The sequence below is a fragment of the Caulobacter vibrioides OR37 genome (genome assembly GCF_000372645.1).
Lineage (GTDB): Bacteria > Pseudomonadota > Alphaproteobacteria > Caulobacterales > Caulobacteraceae > Caulobacter > Caulobacter vibrioides_E.
The window spans coordinates 419,140-437,556 of sequence record NZ_APMP01000001.1; the positions used below are offsets into that span (position 1 = coordinate 419,140).

General features: G+C 66.6%; 13 protein-coding genes. 4 read left to right on the forward strand and 9 right to left on the reverse strand.

Translation table 11 applies throughout. From position 1 onward, the window contains the following. Positions 1-2: 2 nt before the first annotated feature. Positions 3-2,000, reverse strand: coding sequence for a cytochrome o ubiquinol oxidase subunit I (gene cyoB / locus OR37_RS01990; protein ID WP_004615474.1), 1,998 nt, complete (start codon positions 1,998-2,000; stop codon positions 3-5). 18 nt (positions 2,001-2,018) lie between these two features. Further along, positions 2,019-3,053, reverse strand: a complete 1,035-nt coding sequence (gene cyoA, locus OR37_RS01995) for a ubiquinol oxidase subunit II (protein WP_419144050.1) — start codon at positions 3,051-3,053, stop codon at positions 2,019-2,021. A gap of 241 nt (positions 3,054-3,294) precedes the next feature. Here cyoA and OR37_RS02000 point away from each other — a divergent pair, with 241 nt between their 5' ends. Then, positions 3,295-4,632 carry an MFS transporter gene (locus OR37_RS02000; protein ID WP_004615476.1) on the forward strand — a complete coding sequence of 446 codons (1,338 nt, stop codon included), beginning with the start codon at positions 3,295-3,297 and terminating at the stop codon, positions 4,630-4,632. Between the two features lie 43 nt (positions 4,633-4,675). Here the strand turns inward: OR37_RS02000 and OR37_RS02005 are convergent, their stop codons facing one another. From OR37_RS02005 to OR37_RS02015, 4 genes are read right to left on the reverse strand one after another with little or no spacing between them, the layout of a single operon-like run. Beyond that, the gene (locus tag OR37_RS02005) at positions 4,676-6,232 is read right to left on the reverse strand and encodes a DHA2 family efflux MFS transporter permease subunit (protein WP_004615477.1); all 1,557 of its coding nucleotides are present in this window, start codon (positions 6,230-6,232) and stop codon (positions 4,676-4,678) included. A gap of 25 nt (positions 6,233-6,257) precedes the next feature. Continuing rightward, on the reverse strand, positions 6,258-6,599 hold the full coding sequence (locus tag OR37_RS22370) for an HlyD family secretion protein (RefSeq protein WP_326929639.1): 342 nt from the start codon (positions 6,597-6,599) through the stop codon (positions 6,258-6,260). Between the two features lie 3 nt (positions 6,600-6,602). Continuing rightward, a complete protein-coding gene (locus OR37_RS02010) occupies positions 6,603-7,388 on the reverse strand; it encodes a biotin/lipoyl-binding protein (protein WP_004615479.1) in 786 nt (261 codons plus the stop codon). Between the two features lie 35 nt (positions 7,389-7,423). After that, a complete protein-coding gene (locus OR37_RS02015) occupies positions 7,424-8,866 on the reverse strand; it encodes an efflux transporter outer membrane subunit (RefSeq protein WP_004615480.1) in 1,443 nt (480 codons plus the stop codon). A gap of 110 nt (positions 8,867-8,976) precedes the next feature. On the opposite strand from OR37_RS02015, the gene OR37_RS02020 reads away from it, so the two are divergent. Both OR37_RS02020 and OR37_RS02025 read left to right on the forward strand, forming a co-directional pair. Next, positions 8,977-9,606: a TetR/AcrR family transcriptional regulator gene (locus OR37_RS02020; protein WP_004615481.1), complete on the forward strand. Its 630-nt coding sequence runs from the start codon at positions 8,977-8,979 to the stop codon at positions 9,604-9,606. 127 nt (positions 9,607-9,733) lie between these two features. Next, on the forward strand, positions 9,734-9,928 hold the full coding sequence (locus OR37_RS02025) for a hypothetical protein (RefSeq protein ID WP_004615482.1): 195 nt from the start codon (positions 9,734-9,736) through the stop codon (positions 9,926-9,928). Positions 9,929-9,996: 68 nt separating this feature from the next. Here the strand turns inward: OR37_RS02025 and OR37_RS02030 are convergent, their stop codons facing one another. The 3 genes from OR37_RS02030 to OR37_RS02040 are packed head-to-tail and all read right to left on the reverse strand — an operon-like array spanning position 9,997 to position 15,770. Then, entirely contained in the window at positions 9,997-11,400 is a 1,404-nt protein-coding gene (locus OR37_RS02030; RefSeq protein ID WP_004615483.1) for an efflux transporter outer membrane subunit, read from the reverse strand. Beyond that, entirely contained in the window at positions 11,400-14,603 is a 3,204-nt protein-coding gene (locus OR37_RS02035) for a multidrug efflux RND transporter permease subunit (protein ID WP_004615485.1), read from the reverse strand. Before OR37_RS02035 ends, OR37_RS02030 begins: the two co-directional genes overlap by 1 nt. A 6-nt stretch (positions 14,604-14,609) precedes the next feature. Further along, entirely contained in the window at positions 14,610-15,770 is a 1,161-nt protein-coding gene (locus OR37_RS02040) for an efflux RND transporter periplasmic adaptor subunit (RefSeq protein WP_004615486.1), read from the reverse strand. Positions 15,771-16,192: 422 nt separating this feature from the next. On the opposite strand from OR37_RS02040, the gene katG reads away from it, so the two are divergent. Continuing rightward, positions 16,193-18,391 (forward strand): catalase/peroxidase HPI, encoded by a 2,199-nt coding sequence (gene katG / locus OR37_RS02045; RefSeq protein ID WP_004615487.1) that lies wholly within the window; start codon positions 16,193-16,195, stop codon positions 18,389-18,391. The last annotated feature ends 26 nt before the right edge of the window (positions 18,392-18,417 follow it).

The following is an 18,417-nucleotide window of genomic DNA, read 5'->3' on the forward strand; positions in this document are numbered from 1 at the left end:
GGTCAGGCGAGGCTCCGCAGGGCCTGGGTGCGCTCGTCCTCGACGCGGACGACCTCCTCGGCCGGGATGTAGTAGTCACGTTTGAAGTTGAAGGTGTGGACGATCGTCGAGGCGATCAGCGCCACGAACGACAGCGCCGCCAGCCACCAGATGTGCCAGATCATCGCGAAGCCCAGCACCGTGCTGATCCCGGCCAGCACCACGCCGGCGCCGGTGTTGGCGGGCATGTGGATTGGGATGAAGCCGCTGGTCGGGCGCTCATACCCCCGCTGTTTCATGTCCCACCAGGCGTCGATCTGGTGGATGACCGGCGTGAAGGCGAAGTTGTAGGCCGGCGGCGGCGACGAGGTCGCCCATTCCAGGGTGCGGCCGCCCCACGGATCGCCGGTCACGTCGCGCAGCGCCTCGCGATCGCGGATGCTGACGATGATCTGGACCAGGAACGCCAGGATGCCGAACAGAATGATCACGGCGCCGATGGCGGCGATCACGAACCAGATCTGCAGCGAGGGGTCCTCGAAGTGGTTCAGGCGACGGGTGACGCCCATCAGCCCCAGCACGTAGAGCGGCGCGAAGGCGACCCAGAAGCCGACCAGCCAGCACCAGAACGAGACCTTGCCCCAGAACGAATTGAGCTTGAAGCCAAAGGCCTTGGGGAACCAGTAGTTGATGCCGGCGAACATGCCGAACACCACGCCGCCGATGATCACGTTATGGAAGTGCGCGATCAGGAACAGGCTGTTGTGCAGGACGAAATCGGCGGGCGGAACGGCCAGCAGCACGCCGGTCATGCCCCCGATCACGAAGGTGACCATGAAGCCGACCGTCCAGAGCATGGGCGTCTCGAAGCGGATACGGCCGCGGTACATCGTGAACAGCCAGTTGAAGATCTTCGCGCCCGTCGGGATCGAGATGATCATCGTGGTGATCCCAAAGAACGAGTTCACGCTGGCGCCCGAGCCCATCGTGAAGAAGTGGTGCAGCCACACCAGGTACGACAGGATGGTGATGACCACGGTGGCGTAGACCATCGAGCTGTAGCCGAACAGGCGCTTGCCGCAGAAGGTGGACACCACTTCCGAGAAAACGCCGAAGGCCGGCAGGATCAGGATGTAGACTTCCGGGTGGCCCCAGATCCAGATCAGGTTCACGTACATCATCGGGTTGCCGCCGAAGTCGTTCGTGAAGAAGTTCGTGTAGAGGTAACGGTCCGCCGTCAGCAGGGCCAGGGTGGCGGTCAGGATCGGGAAGGTCGCGACGATCAGCACGTTCGTGCACAGCGACGTCCAGGTGAAGACCGGCATCTTCATCAGGCTGAGCCCGGGCGCGCGCATCTTGATGATCGTGACGATCAGGTTGATGCCCGACAGCGTGGTGCCCACGCCCGCCACCTGCAGCGCCCAGATGTAGTAGTCGACCCCGACGTCGGGACTGTAGGCCAGGTTCGAGAGCGGCGGGTAGGCCAGCCAGCCCGTGCGGGCGAACTCGCCGACGAACAGCGACAGCATCACCGTCACCGCGCCGCCGACCGTCATCCAGAAGCTGAAGTTGTTCAGGAACGGAAAGGCCACGTCGCGCGCGCCGATCTGCAGCGGCACGACCAGGTTCATCAGGCCCGTCACCAGCGGCATCGCCACGAAGAAGATCATGATCACGCCGTGGGCTGTGAAGATCTGGTCATAGTGGTGAGGCGGCAGGTAGCCGGCGTGATCGCCGAACGCGATCGCCTGCTGCGCCCGCATCATCAGCGCGTCGGCGAAGCCGCGCAGCAGCATGACGATCGCCAGGATGATGTACATCACCCCGATCTTCTTGTGATCCACGCTGGTCAGCCACTCGCGCCAGAGATAGCCCCAGGCCTTGTAGTAGGTCAGCAGGCCCAGCACCGCGACGCCGCCCAGGGCGACGACCGCGAAGGTGGCGAGCAGGATCGGCTCGTGGAACGGAATGGCGTCCCAGGTGAGACGGCCGAAGAGGAATTTGACGAGATCCGGGGACATTGAGGTCTCTAGGCTGAATCAGCGGGCGACAGACGCGGTCGTGGCTTTGGGCGGGGCGCAGAGCGCGGCGACGAACGCGCGCAGACCGCCCTCCCCGCGCCGGACGCGCTTGTCGTATTCCAGGGTGGTGACGTTGTAGACGCCGGCCATGCCGAGGCCGCCGGCCGCGTCGATGCGCATCATGTCGTGCTGACACATCTTGCCAGGCTCGACACAGCGATTGACGGCCGCGTCGAACAGGTCGCGATCGACCGATGCGAAGCGCTGCACGGGGGTCTTCTGGCTCGGCTTTTCCAAGACGAGATAGACCGAACGGTTCAGCTCGCCCTTGCCGCCGCGGACGTCCCGCGCCCATTGCTGGAAGTCGGCCTGGCTCAGGCCATGGAACTTGAAGCGCATGTCCGAGAAGCCCGCGCCGCTGTAATTGGCCGAGAAGCCCTCGTACTCGCCGGGCTTGTTGATCACGGCATGCAGCTGGGTCCGCATCCCGGGCATGGCGTAGATCTGGCCGGCCAGGGCGGGAACGTAGAACGAGTTCATCACCGACGAGCTGGTCAGGTCGAAATCGATCGGCGTGTCGACTGGCGCGGCCAGTTCGTTGACCGTGGCGATTCCCAGCTCCGGATAGATGAATAGCCATTTCCAATCGAGGGCGACCACCTGGACCTTCAAAGGCTTCGTGGCGGCGGCTCGGCCGGGCGCGATGCGGTCCAGCGGTCGATAGGGGTCCAACAGATGCGTGCTGGTCCAGGTCACCGCGCCCAGGATGGTGATGATCACCAGCGGCGCGGCCCAGATCACGATCTCCAGTCGCGTCGAATGGTGCCAATCGGGATCGTACTTCGCCGCTTCGTTCGAGCGACGGTACTTCCACGCGAACAGCAGCGTGAGAATGATCACCGGCACGATGATCAGCAGCATCAGCACGGTGGCGATGATGATCAGGTCGCGCTGCTGCGCCGCGATATCCCCGGAGGGGTTCATCACGACCATCTTGCAGCCGCCGAGGGCCAGCAGGAGCGGCGCGACGGCGATTTTCTTCAACGCTTGCATGGGGGAGTAACGATCGGGCGGGTGGTTAGGACGCATGGCCGGCCGCGATAATGGATGGCGCCGCGCCGCGACATTGGACGGTTTGTCCTAGGTCAAAAAATGCCGCCCGCAGCGCGCCGGAGCCGAACACCGTTCAAGACGTTTGCCAGACCCGTCCGTTTGGTCTCATGCTGCGCCTTAGAACGCCGAAAAGGCGACGGGACCGACGGGACGGAACGGCAGGAAAAGGCGCGTAACGCATATGGCTCAGCAATTCGTAATCCCCACGTCGTCGGGCCTGGAGCGCGACGCCCGAAGACTCCACGCCGACCACAAGGGGGTCCGCCCCGGTGAGATCGCCATCGGTGTGGTGATTGGTCGCACCTCCGAGTTCTTCGACTTCTTCGTCTACGCGATCGCCTCGGTGCTGGTGTTTCCCCAGCTGTTCTTCCCGTTCGTCGATCGACTGACGGGCGTTCTGCTGTCGTTTGGCGTCTTCGCCCTGGCCTTTATCGCCCGTCCCATCGGCTCGGCGATCTTCGGCATGATCGACCGCCGCCACGGCCGAGGCGTGAAGCTGACCATCGCGCTGTTCCTGCTGGGCGGCTCGACCGCCGCCATCAGCTTCTTGCCTGGCTACGCCGCGGTTGGACCTCTGGCCATCTGGGCCCTGGCGGCCTGCCGCGTCGGACAAGGCCTGGCGCTGGCCGGCGCCTGGGACGGCCTGGCCTCGCTGCTGGCGCTGAACGCGCCGGAGAACAAGCGCGGCTGGTACGCCATGATCCCGCAACTGGGCGCGCCGTTCGGCTTCATGCTGGCCAGCGGCCTCTTCGCCTATTTCGTCGCGAGCCTGGGGGCCAAGGACTTTCTGGACTGGGGCTGGCGCTATCCGTTCTTCGCGGCCTTCGCCATCAACGTGGTGGCGCTGTTCGCCCGCCTGCGCATCGTGGCCACCGACGAGTTCGGCGCCCTGTTCGAGCGTCGCGAACTACGCCCTGCCCGCTTGACCAACCTGATCCGCCACGAGGGCGGCAACGTAATCATCGGCGCCTTCGCCCCGCTGGCCACCTTCGCCATGTTCCATCTGGTGACGGTGTTCCCGCTGTCGTGGGTGACGCTGCACCAGCCCGACGAAGCCCTAACCTTCCTGCGGATCGAGCTGGTTGGCGCTCTGGTGGGCGTGGTGTCCATCATGATCTCGGGCTGGATCGCCGATCGGATCAATCGCCAGAACCAACTGGCCCTCTCGGCCATTCTGATCGGCGGCTTCAGCCTTCTCGCGCCGCGCCTGATGGACGCCGGAAGCGGCGGCCGCACCGCCTATGTGCTGATCGGTTTCGCGATCCTGGGCCTGTCCTTCGGTCAAGCCGCCGGCGCGGTCAGCTCGCGGTTCTCCAAGCGCTTCCGCTATTCGGGCGCGGCCCTGACGTCGGACCTGTCGTGGCTGATCGGCGCGGGCTTCGCCCCGTTGGCGGCCCTCAGCCTGGCCAGCTTCTGGGGCCTTCCGGCCGTTGGTCTCTATCTGGCCTCTGGCGCGGTCGCCACGTTGGTCGCCCTGACCATCGATCGGCAGAAGCGCCTGCGCGCCCAAAAGATCTAAAAGCCCATGGCGAGCGCGGCGCGACCGCGCTCGCCAGTCAGGATCAGTCGGCCGCGGCGTGCGCCCCGCCGCCGCTCATCGCCCGCTTGGTCAGCCAGATCAGCGGGATCAGGATCACGCAGAGCCAGGCCGAGACGCGGAAGAAGTCGAGCGCCGCCAACAAATAGGCCTGATTGATCACCTGCTGAGTGACCGCCCCAACCGCCTGCAGATGGCTCATCCCGGTCGCCTGTAGCTTGCCGACCGCGTCGATCCACGCAGGGCTGCCCGAACTCATCGTTTCGGCCAGGCGCGTCTGGTGCACGGACTCGCCCCGATCCCAGATCGTCGTCGCCAACGAAGCCGCGAAGCTGCCGGCGGTGATCCGCGAGAAGTTCGACAACCCCGAGGCCTGCGGCGTCTGCTGCGGCGGAATGCCGTTCAGCGAAATGGTCACCATCGAGATGAAGAAGGTGCTCATCGCCACGCCTTGCACCAGCATCGGCATGACCAGCGCCCAGAAGTTGGCGTCCGGCGTGTAGCCCGAGCGCATGTAGAACGACAGAGCGAACGCGGCCAGAGACAGCGTCGCCATCCAGCGGGCGTCCACCTTGCCCATCAGGCGGGCCATGAACGGGGTCAGGAACACCGCCACCACGCCGCTGGGCGCGGCCACCAGACCGGCCCAGGTCGCGATGTAGCCCATCCGAGTCTGCAGCCACAGCGGCAGCAAGAGGTTGTTGCCGAAGAACACCGCGTAGCCCAGGCAGAAGGCGATCGTGCCGATCACGAAGTTGCTGGAGCGGAACAGCGACAGGTCGACGATCGGGTTCTTCTCGTTCACTTCCCAGATTACCCAGGCGATGAAAAAGATGATCGCCAGGATCAGCTCCACGACGATGGCCGGCGACGAGAACCAGTCGGCCTCCTTGCCGGTGTCCAGCATGACCTGCAAAGCGCCGACCCAGATCAGCAGCAGCATGAAACCGGTGCGATCGATCGGCAGCTTGCGGGTCGGGGTCTCGCGGCTGGCCATGTTGCGCCAGCAGATGACCGCGCAAAGGATGCCGACGGGGACGTTGATCAGGAAGATCCACGGCCAGGAGATGTTATCGGAGATGTAGCCGCCCAGGATCGGACCACAGATCGGCGCGACCAGCGTGGTCATCGACCAGATCGCCAGGGCCGTGCCCCGCTTGTTGGGTGGGAAGATCATGATCAGTAGGGCTTGCGACCCGGGGATCATGGGTCCCGACACCGCCCCTTGCAGGATGCGGAAGAAGATCAGCGACTCCAGGTTCCAGGAGACGCCGCACAAGAACGAGGCGATCGTGAACAGGATCACCGAGGCCACGAAGGTCTTGACCACGCCATAGCGGCCCATCAGCCAGCCCGTCAGCGGCACCGAAACGCCGTTGGCGACGGCGAAGGCGGTGATCACCCAGGTGCCCTGGCTGGAGCTGACGCCCAGATTGCCGGCGATGGTGGGGATCGAGACGTTGGCGATGGTGCTGTCCAGCACCTGCATGAAGGTGCCCAGCGCCAAGGCGATCGAGGTGACAGCCAGCAGTCCGCCCGCCATGGGCGGCGGACCTGAGGCTTGAGAGGGATCGGACGCCATGGGACGTCTCCTTGCGAACGCTGGATTACTTCGCGACGTCGATCTTGGCCTTCATCGACAGGCCCACGCGGAGGGGGTGCTTGGCGAGATCGGCCGGGTCCAGGGTGATGCGGACGGGAACGCGCTGAACGACCTTGATCCAGTTTCCCGAGGCGTTCTGGGCCGGGATCAGCGAGAAGGCCGAACCGCTGCCGCCGGCCAGGCCCTTGACCTTGCCGTGGAACTTCACGCCGCCGCCGTAGAGGTCGGAGGTCAGGACGACCGGTTGGCCGGGGACCACCTTCTTCAGCTGCACTTCCTTGAAGTTGGCATCGACATAGGCCTCGCGGACCGGCACCACGGCCATCATCGGCGCGCCGACCGCCACCTGCTAGCCGACCTGCACCGACTTGCGAGCCACCACGCCATCGACCGGCGCGCGCACCACGGTGCGGGCCAGGCTCAGGCGAGCCGCCTCGAGGCGCGCCCGCGCGGCCAGGACCTCGGGGTTCTCACCAACGGAAGCGCCAGAGATCAGCACGGTGTTGGCTTCGCGAGAACCCAGGGCGGCGTCGCGGCTGGCTAGGGCCTGGGCGCGGACGGCTTGGGCGGCGTTCAGCGCGGCCTGGGCGTTGGCGAAGCGGTTCTGGGCGGCGGTCAGCTCGTCGCCCGACACGGCGCCCTGCGACACCAGGGCCTGGCGACGCGAGAGGTCCACTCGGGCGCGTTCGACGTCGGCTTTCGCGGCGGTGATCTGGGCGTCGGCGCGGGCCACATCGGCCTGACGGGCCTCGAACTGCCCCGCAAGGGCCGTATCGGAGGCGAAATAGCCCTTCACCTTGCGCTCGGCCTGACCCAAGGCGGCCTCGGCCTGGGCGACGGCGATGCGGGCGTCGGCGTCGTCGATGATCACCAGAGGATCGCCGGCCTTCACGGCCTGGGTTTCCGAGACGAAGATCTTGGCCACCGGACCGGGCGACAGGGCCGTGACCTGGGCGGTCTCGGCGCCGACATAGGCGTCGTCGGTCTCGACATAGTGGCTGTCGAAAGCCAGCCACCAGGCGCCATAGCCGACGACGCCGATGGCGACGGCCCCGCCCAGCAGGGTCAGTTGCTGGCGGCGCTTGGCGTTGGAAGCGACCTGTGTCGCGGGAGCGGGCTGAGCGGGATCGGACATGTTCGTAAGTCCTAGAGTGCGAATGTCGGGAGGGTTCAGGCGCCGGTGAAACCGCCGCCGAGGGCGCGGACCAGGGCGATGTCGAGGGCGAAGGCGCGGCTTTCCAGGTCGGCGACCACCCGGCGCTGGGCCAGTACCGACTGCTCGGCCAGCAGCACCGATTGATAGGTCGACAGCTGGCCTTCGTAGCGTAGGCGAGCGATGCGGTAGGCGTTCTCGTTGGCCGTCAAGGCGGCGCGGGCGTCGGCCAGGCGGCTGGTCAACGCCTTTTGGCTGGCGGCGACGTCGGCGACCTCGCGCAAGGCTTGGGTCAGGGCGCCGTCATAGCTGGCGACAGCCGCGTCGCGATCGGCCTCCGCGCCGCGCAGCCCGGCGCGCAGACGACCGCCCTCGAAGATCGGCAGGCGCAGGGCCGGCCCGACCTGGCCGATGTCCGAACCGCTGGCGAACAGCTTGTCGAGATAGAGCGACTGATAGCCGATGAAGCCCGTCAGGTTGATGTCGGGATAGAACGCCGCCTTGGCCTGCCTGGTCCGCGAGGTCGCGGCCTCGGCGCGCCACTTGGCGGCCACGACGTCGGGACGTCGGCCGATCAGATTGGCCGGCAGGTTCTCGGGCAGGCCGAAGGGCTTCAGCGTGGCGGCCGCCGGACGGACGATAGCCAGGCCGCGATCCGGCCCCGCGCCGACCAAGGCGGCCAAGGCGTTGCGGGTCAGGGCGATCTGCTCGTCGAGCGCGGAAAGCTCCGCTTTCGAGGCCGGCGGACCGGCGGCCGCCTGTTCGCTTTCGGCCTTGGTGTCGAGCCCGTTGGCGACGCGCTTGGCCACCAGGTCGCTGGTTTCCTGGCGGAGGCGCACGGCCTGTTCGGCGACGTCGCGCTGGGCGTAAAGGCGCGAAAGCTCGGCATAGGTCGAGGCGACGGCGGTCGAAAGGGTGAGCCTGGCCTGGGCGGCGTCGGCCTCGGCGGCCTTGACCTCCGACGTGGCGGCGGCGATGGCGGCGCGGTTCTTGCCGAAGAAGTCCAGCTCCCAACTGGCGTCCAGCGCTAGGCGGCCGTAGCTGTTGTAGCCCTGGGGCACGAACTGCGCCGGAATGCCGAGATTATAGCTCTGCTTGGCCTCGTTGGCGTCGGCGCTGGCGCCGATGCGCGGCAGGTCGGCGGCCTTGGCCTGGCTGACCAGGCTCTGGGCGCGACGCAGACGCGCCTCGGCGGCCGCCAGCGTCGGCGAGCCTTTGAGGGCTTCATCCTCGAGAGCGTTCAGCTGGGCGTCGCCGTAGCCTTTCCACCAGGCGTCCGCCGGCCAGTCGGCGACGGGCGCGGCGATCAGGGTCTGGGCGGTCTCGTAGGCCGATGCGGCCTTGGCGACCCGCGCCGCCTGAGCCGGGGGCAGACTGGCGCAGGCGGCTAGGATCAAGGCGCTGGCCGCGGCGAGATAGGGTCCGTTACGGCGCGAGGCGGCGGCGGGAAAGGTCGTCATGGGGAGAACCTTGATGTGACCGTACGGTATAGTCATATGCGTAGCCAGCAAGTAGGCTCCGCTTGCGGCGCCGTCAAGGAGACCGTACCGTACGGTCGAGAGATATTTTGATGGACATCAAGCCCCGCAAAGACCGCGACTCGCGTCGTGAGGCCATTCTGGACATCGCGGCGGAACTCTTCTTGAACGAAGGGTTCGAAGCGACATCGATGTCGACCATCGCCGCGCGGGTCGGCGGCTCGAAAAGCACGCTCTATAACTACTTCAAGAGTAAGGAAGAAATCTTCCAGGCCCACGTCGAACGCTACTGTAACTGGCAGAGCGAAGAGATGTTCCACCTGCTGGACGACGAAGGCGACGATGTGAGCGCGGCCTTGACCCGGATTGGTCGACGCTATGTCACCAACGTCATGTCCGACCGCAATATGCGCCATTTCCGCCTGATCGTGTCGGCGGCCGAGCGGTCGCCGGAGCTAGGCAAGGCGTTCTACGAGGCCGGCCCCTTGCGCGGCGCGCGCTTGCTGGGCGGCTTTCTGGCGCGGATGCGAGACAAGGGCCTGATCGACGCCGCCGATCCCCTGAGCGCGGCGCACCAGTTCATCGGTCTGTGCCAGAACCGGATGCTCAAGTCGCGTCTCGTCGGCCATTCCAGCGAGCCCACCCGCCAGGAAGTCGACGCCGAGGTCGACGCGGCGGTCAGGACGTTCGTAGCCGCCTTCGCGCCGCGCGCCGCGCCATAGCCCCGCGGCTCCTCGCTCCCGGCGACCGAGGACGCCAGACCTTCCCCTTGGTCATCTGACGAATTCGTGTGTTGGGGTTTATCGCCCTGGCGCCGCAGGCTGCGCCTCGAGTGGAACGGAGCCCACCATGACCGAACGTGTCTTTCGCCAGGGCGACATGCTGCTGCGCACCGGCGTCGATCTGCCCCATCTCGGCGTCTTTTCCGGACAGGTCTATGAGGTGGAGGATTTCCACCATCATTCGGACGGCCTCTATGTGAAGGGCGTTCCGGAGGGCCTGGACCCCGCGAGCTTCAGGCCCGTCGAGGAAGTCTCGGCCTAGGACGGCCTCCTGGCTAGCGCCTTGGACGCGCGGACCTTGGTCCGCGCGCTTTTGTCGTTGGGGGGCGTCTATTCCGGCGCGACCGCCTCGGCCGTATCCCCGCCCAGCGCCCGATAGAGATCGACCCGATTGATCGCGCCCTGCAACTCGATGGCCACGAAGGTCTTCTGGGCGGAATAGTAGGTGCGTTGGGCGTCGAGGCTGGCAAGGAAAGACTGATTGCCAACCCGATAGCGCGCGTCGGCCAACCTGTAGCTGTCGGCGGCCGCGTCAAGCTGAAGCTGGTCGGCGGCGCGCTCGTCGTCGATCGTGCCTTGGCGCGCCAAGGCGTCGGCGGTCTCGCGGAACGCCGATTGGATCGCCTTCTCGTAGCTGGCCAGGGCCGCGTCGCGTTGCGCCTTGGCGTAGGCCAGGCCCGCCCTCCCCGCCCCGGCCTGGAAGATCGGATAGGACACGCCGCCGCCCGCCGAGTAGCTGAAGGCTCCGCTTTGAAATAACGAGGAGAGGGCCGAGCTGGCATAGCCCGCCGCCCCCGTCAGCGTGATGCGCGGAAACAGCGCCGCGCGGGCGGCGCCGACCTGGGCGTCCAGAGCTCGCAGTTGATGCTCCGCCTGGGCGATGTCCGGACGCCGCAGCAGGACGTCCGAGCCGACGCCCGCGGCGACCTGGGTCAGGGTCGGCGCGGCCTCCTCGATCGACGTCGGCAGGAGCGCCGGGTCGATGGGCGCGCCGACCAGAAGTTGCAGGGCGTTGATATCCTTGGCCACCGCCGTGCGCTGGCGGGCGATGTCGGCCTGGGCCGCGGCCAGGATCGTCTGGGCCTGCCGCAGGTCGGTGCGCGGCGCGACGCCGCCCTTCAGGCGAGCGTCGGTCAATTGAACGCTGCGCTGGGCGTTGTCGACGGTCTGTTGCGCGATGCGCAGCAAGCTGTTGTCGGCGGCGTAGGTCAGCCAAGCCTCGGCGACGTCGGCCACGAGGATCAGCCGCGTCGCTCGGGCGGCGTATTCGGTGGCGAAATACCTTTGCCGGGCGGCCTCGGTTAGCGAAGCCACGCGGCCGAAAAGATCCAGCTCGAAGCCGGTGACGCCGAGCGAGGCCGAATAGGCGTCGCCGCGGGTGGCCGGGCTGGCGCCGTCGCCGCCCCCGTGATTGTACCGGCTCGAAAGATCCACCTCGGGAAAGCGAGAGGCGCGCTGAACGCGGTACTGGGCGCGCGCGGCCAGGATGTTGTCGGCGGCCGCGCGCAGGTCACGATTATTGGCCAGCGCCTGATCGACCAGCGTGCGCAGCCGCGCATCGGTGAAGACGTCGGCATAGCGGATCGGCGGCGCGGCATCGGCGGGCTGAACCGGATAGACGCCGCCGGTTGGCAGGGTCGCCGGGGTCGGCGCCTTCGGACGCGCATAGGGCGTCTGCATCGCGCAGGCCGCCAGAACGCTGGAGGCGGCCACGAGGGTCAGGAGGCGGCGCATCAGGCGAGCTCCTCTTGGCCGGCGGCGGCCGGCGGCGGCGCGCCATGACCTCGATGCCGCCGCCATCCGCGACGCACCAGAATGAAGAAGAGCGGGATGTAGAAGATCGCCAGGATCGTCGCCGTCAGCATCCCGCCGATCACCGACGTGCCGATGGCGATCCGGCTGTTGGCGCCGGCCCCGGTAGAGATGGCCAGCGGCAGTACGCCGAAGATGAAGGCCAGGCTGGTCATCAGGATCGGACGCAGGCGGATGCGGGCAGCCTCCAGCGCGGCCTCCATGACCGGTTGACCGCGCCGCTCGCCCTGCTCGGCGAATTCGACGATCAGGATGGCGTTCTTGGCGGCCAGGCCCATCGTCGTCAGCAGACCGATCTGCAGATAGACGTCATTGATCAGGCCCCGGATCGTCACGGCCAACACCGCCCCCACCAGGCCCAGGGGCACGACCAGCAGGACGGCCACCGGGATGGACCAGCTCTCGTACAGCGCGGCCAGACATAGGAACACGACGAGCAGCGACAGGGCGTAGAGCAATGGCGCCTGACCGGAGGACAGCCGCTCCTGATAGGACAGGCCCGACCAGGCGATCGTCACGCCCGGAATCTGGCTGGCCAGCTCCTGGATCCGGTTCATCGCGTCGCCGGAGCTACGGCCGTTCCCCGCCGAACCGTTGAACTCATAGGACGGGATGCCGTTGAACCGCGACAGCGTCGTCGGCGCCTGCGACCATGAGGTGGTCGAGAACGACGAGAACGGCGCCATCTGGCCGGACGATCCCCGCACGAACCACTGTCCCAGGTCCGAGGGCTGCGAGCGATAGGGCGCGTCGCCCTGCACATAGACGCGCTTGACCCGTCCGCGATCGACGAAATCATTGACGTACCGGCCGCCCCAGGCCGTCGATAGGGTGGCGTTGACGTCGGCCTGGGTCAGGCCCAGCGAGGCCAGCTTCTGAGCGTCGGTATCGACCTTGAAGGTGGCCACATCCGGCAACTCGGTCAGACGCACCGAGCTGAGATCCGGATCGTTGTTCGCCGCCGCCAGCAGTTTGTCGCGGGCGGCGTTGAACTCGGCGCGCGACATGCCGCTCGAATTCAGCAGCTCCATGGTGAAGCCGTCTGACTGGCCGAGACCTCGGATGGCCGGCGGCAGCAGGGCGAAGACCTGGGCGTCGCGGAAGCCTCGGAACGCCGACGTCGCGCGCGCGATGATGGCGTCGGCCGCGTTATCCTTGCCCTTGCGCTTGTCCCAGTCCGTGAAGTTCAGGAAGCCCGCGCCGGTGTTCTGGCCGTTGACCCCGCCGCCGCCGCCGCCGCTGACCGTGAACATGGTCTTGATGTTGGCGCCTTCGTTCTCGGCGAAATAGCGCTCGACCTGGCGCTGAACGTCGGCGGTCCGGCCCTGCGTGGCCCCGGCCGGCAAACGGATCTGCAGCGAGGCGCTGCCTTGGTCCTCGACCGGCAGGAAGCCGGTGGGCAACCGCACGAACAGCAGCACCAGCAGCACGCCGACCACGGCATAGATCGCCAGGAAGATCACCTTGCGTTCGATCACCACGCGCACCGCGTTCCGATAGGCGCGCGAGGCGTCGTCGAAGGCCGTGTTGAAGCGCTTGCCCCAGGAGCGGACCATGTGCGTCGGACCAGGGAAGGTCCGCGCCAGCCAATGGTCGTCCTCGTGCGCCTCCAGCTCCTTGCGAGGCTTCAGAAGCGTCGTGGTCAGGGCCGGGCTGAGGATCAGGGCCACCAGCACCGACAACACCATGGCCGAAACGATGGTCAGCGAGAACTGCCGGTAAATCACGCCCGTCGAGCCGCCGAAAAAGGCCATGGGCAGGAACACCGCGGACAGCACCAGGGCGATGGCGACCAGGGCGACGCTGATCTCCTTCATCGACTGGACGGTGGCCTCCCGCGCGGTCATGCCCGGGTTCTCTTCCATCAGCCGCTCGACGTTCTCGACCACGACGATGGCGTCGTCGACCAGAAGGCCGATGGCCAGCACCAGGCCAAACAGCGTCAGCGTATTGATCGAGAAGCCCGCGACGTAGAAGACGGCGAAGGTGCCGAGCAGAACCACCGGCACGGCGATGGCCGGCACCAGGGTGGCGCGCCAGCTCTGCAGGAAGACGAACATCACCACCACGACCAGCACGATGGCTTCGATCAGCGTCTTCACCACTTCCTCGATCGAGAGCTTGATGAAGTCGGTGGTGTCGTTGGCGTAGGCGAATTTGAGGCCCGGCGGGAAGCTCTTGGACGCCTTCTCGACCTGAGCCTTGACCAGCTCCGCGGTTTTCAGGGCGTCCGCCCCGGGCGCCAGCAGCACGGCGATGCCGGCGCCGGGATGCTGGTTCACGCGGCTGCGCGCATTGTAGTTCTCGGCCCCCAGCTCGACGCGGGCGACGTCGGCGAGGCGGACATTGGCGCCGTTGCTGTTGGCTTTCAGCACGATCTTGGCGAACTGGTCGGGTGTCTGAAGGCGAGACTGGGCCGTGACGGTGGCGTTCAACAGTTGGGTGTCGGGCACGGGCTGACCACCCAACTCGCCGGCGGCGACCTCGGTATTCTGGTTCTGGATGGCCGTGACGACGTCGCCCGGCGTCAGGCCAAAGCTGGCCAGCTTCTGCGGGTTCAGCCAAACGCGCATGGCGTACTGCGCGCCATAGACGTTGATGTCGCCCACGCCCGGCGTCCGCGCCAGATCATCTTGCAGATGCGAGACCAGGTAGTCGGAGACGTCCTGATTGGTCAGCTTGTCGGTGGAGTCGTAGACCCCGACCAGCAACAGGTTGTCGGGGTTGGACTTGCGAACGACCAGGCCCTGCTGCTGCACCTGGGACGGCAGGCGCGAGACGGCCTGTTGCACCTGGTTCTGAACCTGGACCTGGGCGATGTCGGGATTGACGCCCTTCTCGAAGGTGACGGTGATCGTCACCTGCCCGCGTGAGGTCGAGGACGAGCTGAAGTACAGCATCCCGTCGATCCCGGTCAGCGACTGCTCGATGACCTGGGTGACGCTGTTCTGGATCGCCTCGGCCGAGGCCCCCGGATAGGTGGCGCGCACCGAGACCTGTGGCGGCGCCACGTCGGGATATTGGGCGATCGGCAGACGCGTGATCGCGCCGGCGCCGGCCAGCATGACGATGATGGCGATGACCCAGGCGAAGATCGGCCGGTCGATGAAGACGCGAGACAGCATGATCCGTCAGCCGCCCTTCGCGCCGGACTTTTCGCCGCCCTTGCCGTCGCCGTCCTTGCGCGGCTTGATCTTCTGCGGCGCATCGGCCGGCACCGGCTTGATGGGCGCGTGCGGTTTGATCTTGCCCAGCCCCTGGGTGATGATCTTGTCGCCTGGGTTGAGGCCCTTGGTCACCACCCAGAAGCTGTCCTGGGTGCGACTGGCGACGATCTTGCGCGCCTCGGCGGTATTGTTCTGGCCGACGACGAAGACCGTGGCGTTGCCCTTCGGATCCCGCGAGACCGCCGATTGCGGGACCAGGAAGGCGCTGTTGTCGACCGCCTGGGCGAACCTGGCGCGCACGAACATGCCAGGCAGAAGCAGCCCCCGCGGATTGGGCATCCGGGCGCGAAGCGTCACCGTGCCGGTGCTCGGGTCAACGACGACTTCCGAAAATTCGACCACGCCCGTCTGGCCATAGTCACTGCCGTCTTCCAGGGTCAGGCTGACCTTGGCGCTGGCCGGGGTCGCGCCGCCGGCCGCCAAGGCCCGACGAAGGGCCAGCATGTCGGCGCTCGATTGCTGGATGTCGACATACATCGGATCCAGTTGCTGGATGGTCGCCAGCGGATTGGCCTGGTTGGCGCTGACCAGCGCGCCGACCGTATAGAGCGACCGGCCGATGCGTCCGCTGATCGGCGCCGGCACGGTCGTGAAGCGCAAATTGATCTTGGCCGTTTCCAGCGCGGCCTGCTTCTGAGCCAGGGCCGCGCCGGCTTGACGGGCCGAGGCCACGGCGTTGGTGTAATCCTGCTTGCTCACCGCCTCTATGGCGACCAGCGGCTTGTAGCGCTCGGCCAGGGCGTCGGCCGCCTCGCGATTGGCGCGCGCGTTATCGACGTCGGCCTGCGCCTGATTGACCGAGGCGCGATAAAGGCTGGGATCGATCTGGTATAGCGGCTGCCCCTGCTTGACGAAGGCGCCTTCGGTGAACAGGCGCTTTTCGATCACGCCCGAGATCTGCGGACGCACCTCCGAGCTCTGGTAGGCCACGGCGCGGCCGGTCAGTTCGGTCGTCAGCGGCACGCCCGTCGGTTGAACCACGATATAGCCCACCGTCGTCGGTCCCTTGCCGGGCCCGCCCTTCTTGGCGTCTCCCTTGGGCGCGCAGGCCGCGAGAGCCGTCATGAGAAGGAGCGCCGTGCATATGGACGCGGCGCGGTATGACGCAACCCGACGGTGATGAAACAAGACGACCTCTTTGTTTTTCATGACGTCCGGACCGAACCGACGACGGCCTTATAGCCGCCGAATCCTCCCCGGTCCCAGGGCATCGGCCATGCGCCGCGCGCCACCGAATTGCCCCAAAGCGCCATCGCGGACGATGCTCTATGACGCTTAGTTTGCAGGATCATGTCGTCGCCGTAGCCAAATCGCGCGACCGAGCACGGACGCGGCGGACAAGGCCATTCAATCCGAGCGCGATCACACCAAGACTTCCTCTATGGTTTCGATAAGAACAATCAGTTTTACCTATACGCGTTGAAGGCGCTTTCTAGTCCCGTCGGGAAACGACAGCCGGCGGACGCCAAAAGCGGAGAAAGACGACGATGACGACGAAGGTCGAGGACAGCGCCGGAGGCCAATGCCCGATGGGGCACGGACGTGGCGGCCGGGGAAATCGAGACTGGTGGCCGCAAAATCTGCGGCTGGACGCTCTCAATCAACATGCGCCCCGCTCCAACCCGATGGGCGAGGATTTCGATTACGCCGAGGCGTTCAAGGCCCTGGACCTGGACGCGGTGATCGCGGATCTGCACGCGCTGATGACCGACAGCCAGCCGTGGTGGCCGGCCGATTTCGGCCATTATGGCGGTCTTTTCATTCGCCTGGCCTGGCATAGCGCCGGCACCTATCGCGTCAGCGACGGCCGCGGCGGAGCGGGCGGCGGGCAACAGCGCTTCGCGCCTTTGAACAGCTGGCCGGACAACGCCAACCTCGATAAGGCGCGCCGCCTGCTGTGGCCCATCAAGCAGAAGTACGGCCAAAAGATTTCCTGGGCCGATCTCTACGTGCTGGCCGGCAACGTCGCCCTGGAGTCCATGGGCTTCAAGACGTTCGGCTTCGCCGGCGGTCGCGCCGATCAATGGGAGCCCGAGGAGCTCTACTGGGGGCCGGAAGGCTCTTGGCTGGGCGATGAACGCTATAGCGGCGAACGTCAGCTGCATCCCGCCTTGGGCGCGGTGCAGATGGGGCTGATCTACGTCAATCCGGAAGGCCCCAACGGCAATCCCGACCCGCTGGCCTCGGCTCGCGACATCCGTGAGACCTTCGCCCGGATGGCGATGAACGACGAGGAAACCGTCGCCCTGATCGCGGGCGGCCATACCTTCGGCAAGACCCACGGCGCGGGCGATCCTTCGCTGATTGGCCCAGAACCCGAAGCGGGCGCGATCGAGGACCAGGGCCTGGGCTGGAAGAGCCAGTACGGCTCTGGCGTCGGGGCCGACGCCATCACCGGCGGTCCCGAGGTGATCTGGACCCAGACGCCGACCCGATGGAGCAACCACTTCTTCGACAACCTGTTCAAATACGAGTGGGAGCTGGACGAGAGCCCGGCCGGCGCCAAGCAATGGCGGGCCAAGAACGCGGCGGCCGACATTCCGGACGCCTATGACCCGTCCAAAAAGCACGTGCCGAGGATGCTGACCTCGGACCTGGCCCTGCGCTTCGACCCGGCCTACGAGAAGATCTCGCGCCGCTTTTATGAGAACCCCGACCAGTTCGCCGACGCCTTCGCCCGCGCCTGGTTCAAGCTGACCCACCGCGACATGGGGCCGGTTCAGCGCTATCTCGGCCCGCTGGCGCCGAAGGAAACCCTGATCTGGCAGGATCCGATCCCCGCCGTGGACCACCCGCTGGTCGACGCCGAAGACGTCAAGGCGCTGAAGGAGCGGATTTTGGCGACGGGCCTTTCGGTCTCGGAGTTGGTTTCGACCGCCTGGGCCTCGGCCTCGACCTACCGCAAGTCGGACAAGCGCGGCGGCGCGAACGGCGCGCGGGTCCGTCTGGCCCCGCAGAAGGACTGGGAGGTCAACGATCCGCCCGTTCTGGCCAAGGTTCTGAGCGCGCTGGAGGCCGTCCAGACCGCGTTCAACGCTTCGGCGGGAGGCGGCAAAAAGGTGTCACTGGCCGACCTGATCGTACTGGGCGGCGCCGCGGCGATCGAGAAGGCCGCCCTGGACGCGGGCGCGCCCGTGCAGGTTCCCTTCGCGCCGGGTCGCGCCGACGCCACGGCCGAACAGACCGACGCGGCGTCGTTCGAGCCGCTGGAGCCGCTTTCGGATGGCTTCCGTAACTATCGTCGCGGCGGTCCCCAATTCATGGCGCCCGAAGAGGCCTTGGTCGACAAGGCTCAACTGTTGGGTCTGTCGGGCCCCGAAATGACGGTTCTGCTCGGCGGCCTGCGGGTCCTGGGCGCCAATAGCGGCGGCTCGAAGGACGGCGTCTTCACCGATCGTCCCGGCGTGCTGACGAACGACTTCTTCGTCAACCTGCTCGACATGGGCGTGACCTGGACCGCGACGGCCGCCAACGCGTTCATCGGTCGCGATCGCGTCACGGGCGAGGCGCGCTGGACGGCCACCCGCGTCGATCTGATCTTCGGCTCGCACGCCGAGTTGCGCGCCTTCGCCGAGGTCTATGGCAGCTCGGACGCGCGACAGAAGTTCGCGACCGACTTCGTGGCGGCCTGGAACAAGGTCATGAACGCCGATCGCTTTGACCTGAGGCCCCATTCTGGGATCTAGCCGGCGACATCCGATCAAGGGCGCTC

What these genes read in the sequence shown, in the direction of transcription:
- OR37_RS02015 (WP_004615480.1), bottom strand. Translation starts at nt 8,866, where the DNA reads ATGACGACCTTTCCCGCCGCCGCCTCGCGCCGTAACGGACCCTATCTC.
- cyoB (WP_004615474.1), bottom strand. Translation starts at nt 2,000, where the DNA reads ATGTCCCCGGATCTCGTCAAATTCCTCTTCGGCCGTCTCACCTGGGAC.
- katG (WP_004615487.1), top strand. Translation starts at nt 16,193, where the DNA reads ATGACGACGAAGGTCGAGGACAGCGCCGGAGGCCAATGCCCGATGGGG.
- cyoA (WP_419144050.1), bottom strand. Translation starts at nt 3,053, where the DNA reads ATGCAAGCGTTGAAGAAAATCGCCGTCGCGCCGCTCCTGCTGGCCCTC.
- OR37_RS02005 (WP_004615477.1), bottom strand. Translation starts at nt 6,232, where the DNA reads ATGGCGTCCGATCCCTCTCAAGCCTCAGGTCCGCCGCCCATGGCGGGC.
- OR37_RS02030 (WP_004615483.1), bottom strand. Translation starts at nt 11,400, where the DNA reads ATGCGCCGCCTCCTGACCCTCGTGGCCGCCTCCAGCGTTCTGGCGGCC.
- OR37_RS02040 (WP_004615486.1), bottom strand. Translation starts at nt 15,770, where the DNA reads ATGACGGCTCTCGCGGCCTGCGCGCCCAAGGGAGACGCCAAGAAGGGC.
- OR37_RS02010 (WP_004615479.1), bottom strand. Translation starts at nt 7,388, where the DNA reads ATGTCCGATCCCGCTCAGCCCGCTCCCGCGACACAGGTCGCTTCCAAC.
- OR37_RS02020 (WP_004615481.1), top strand. Translation starts at nt 8,977, where the DNA reads ATGGACATCAAGCCCCGCAAAGACCGCGACTCGCGTCGTGAGGCCATT.
- OR37_RS02035 (WP_004615485.1), bottom strand. Translation starts at nt 14,603, where the DNA reads ATGCTGTCTCGCGTCTTCATCGACCGGCCGATCTTCGCCTGGGTCATC.
- OR37_RS02000 (WP_004615476.1), top strand. Translation starts at nt 3,295, where the DNA reads ATGGCTCAGCAATTCGTAATCCCCACGTCGTCGGGCCTGGAGCGCGAC.
- OR37_RS02025 (WP_004615482.1), top strand. Translation starts at nt 9,734, where the DNA reads ATGACCGAACGTGTCTTTCGCCAGGGCGACATGCTGCTGCGCACCGGC.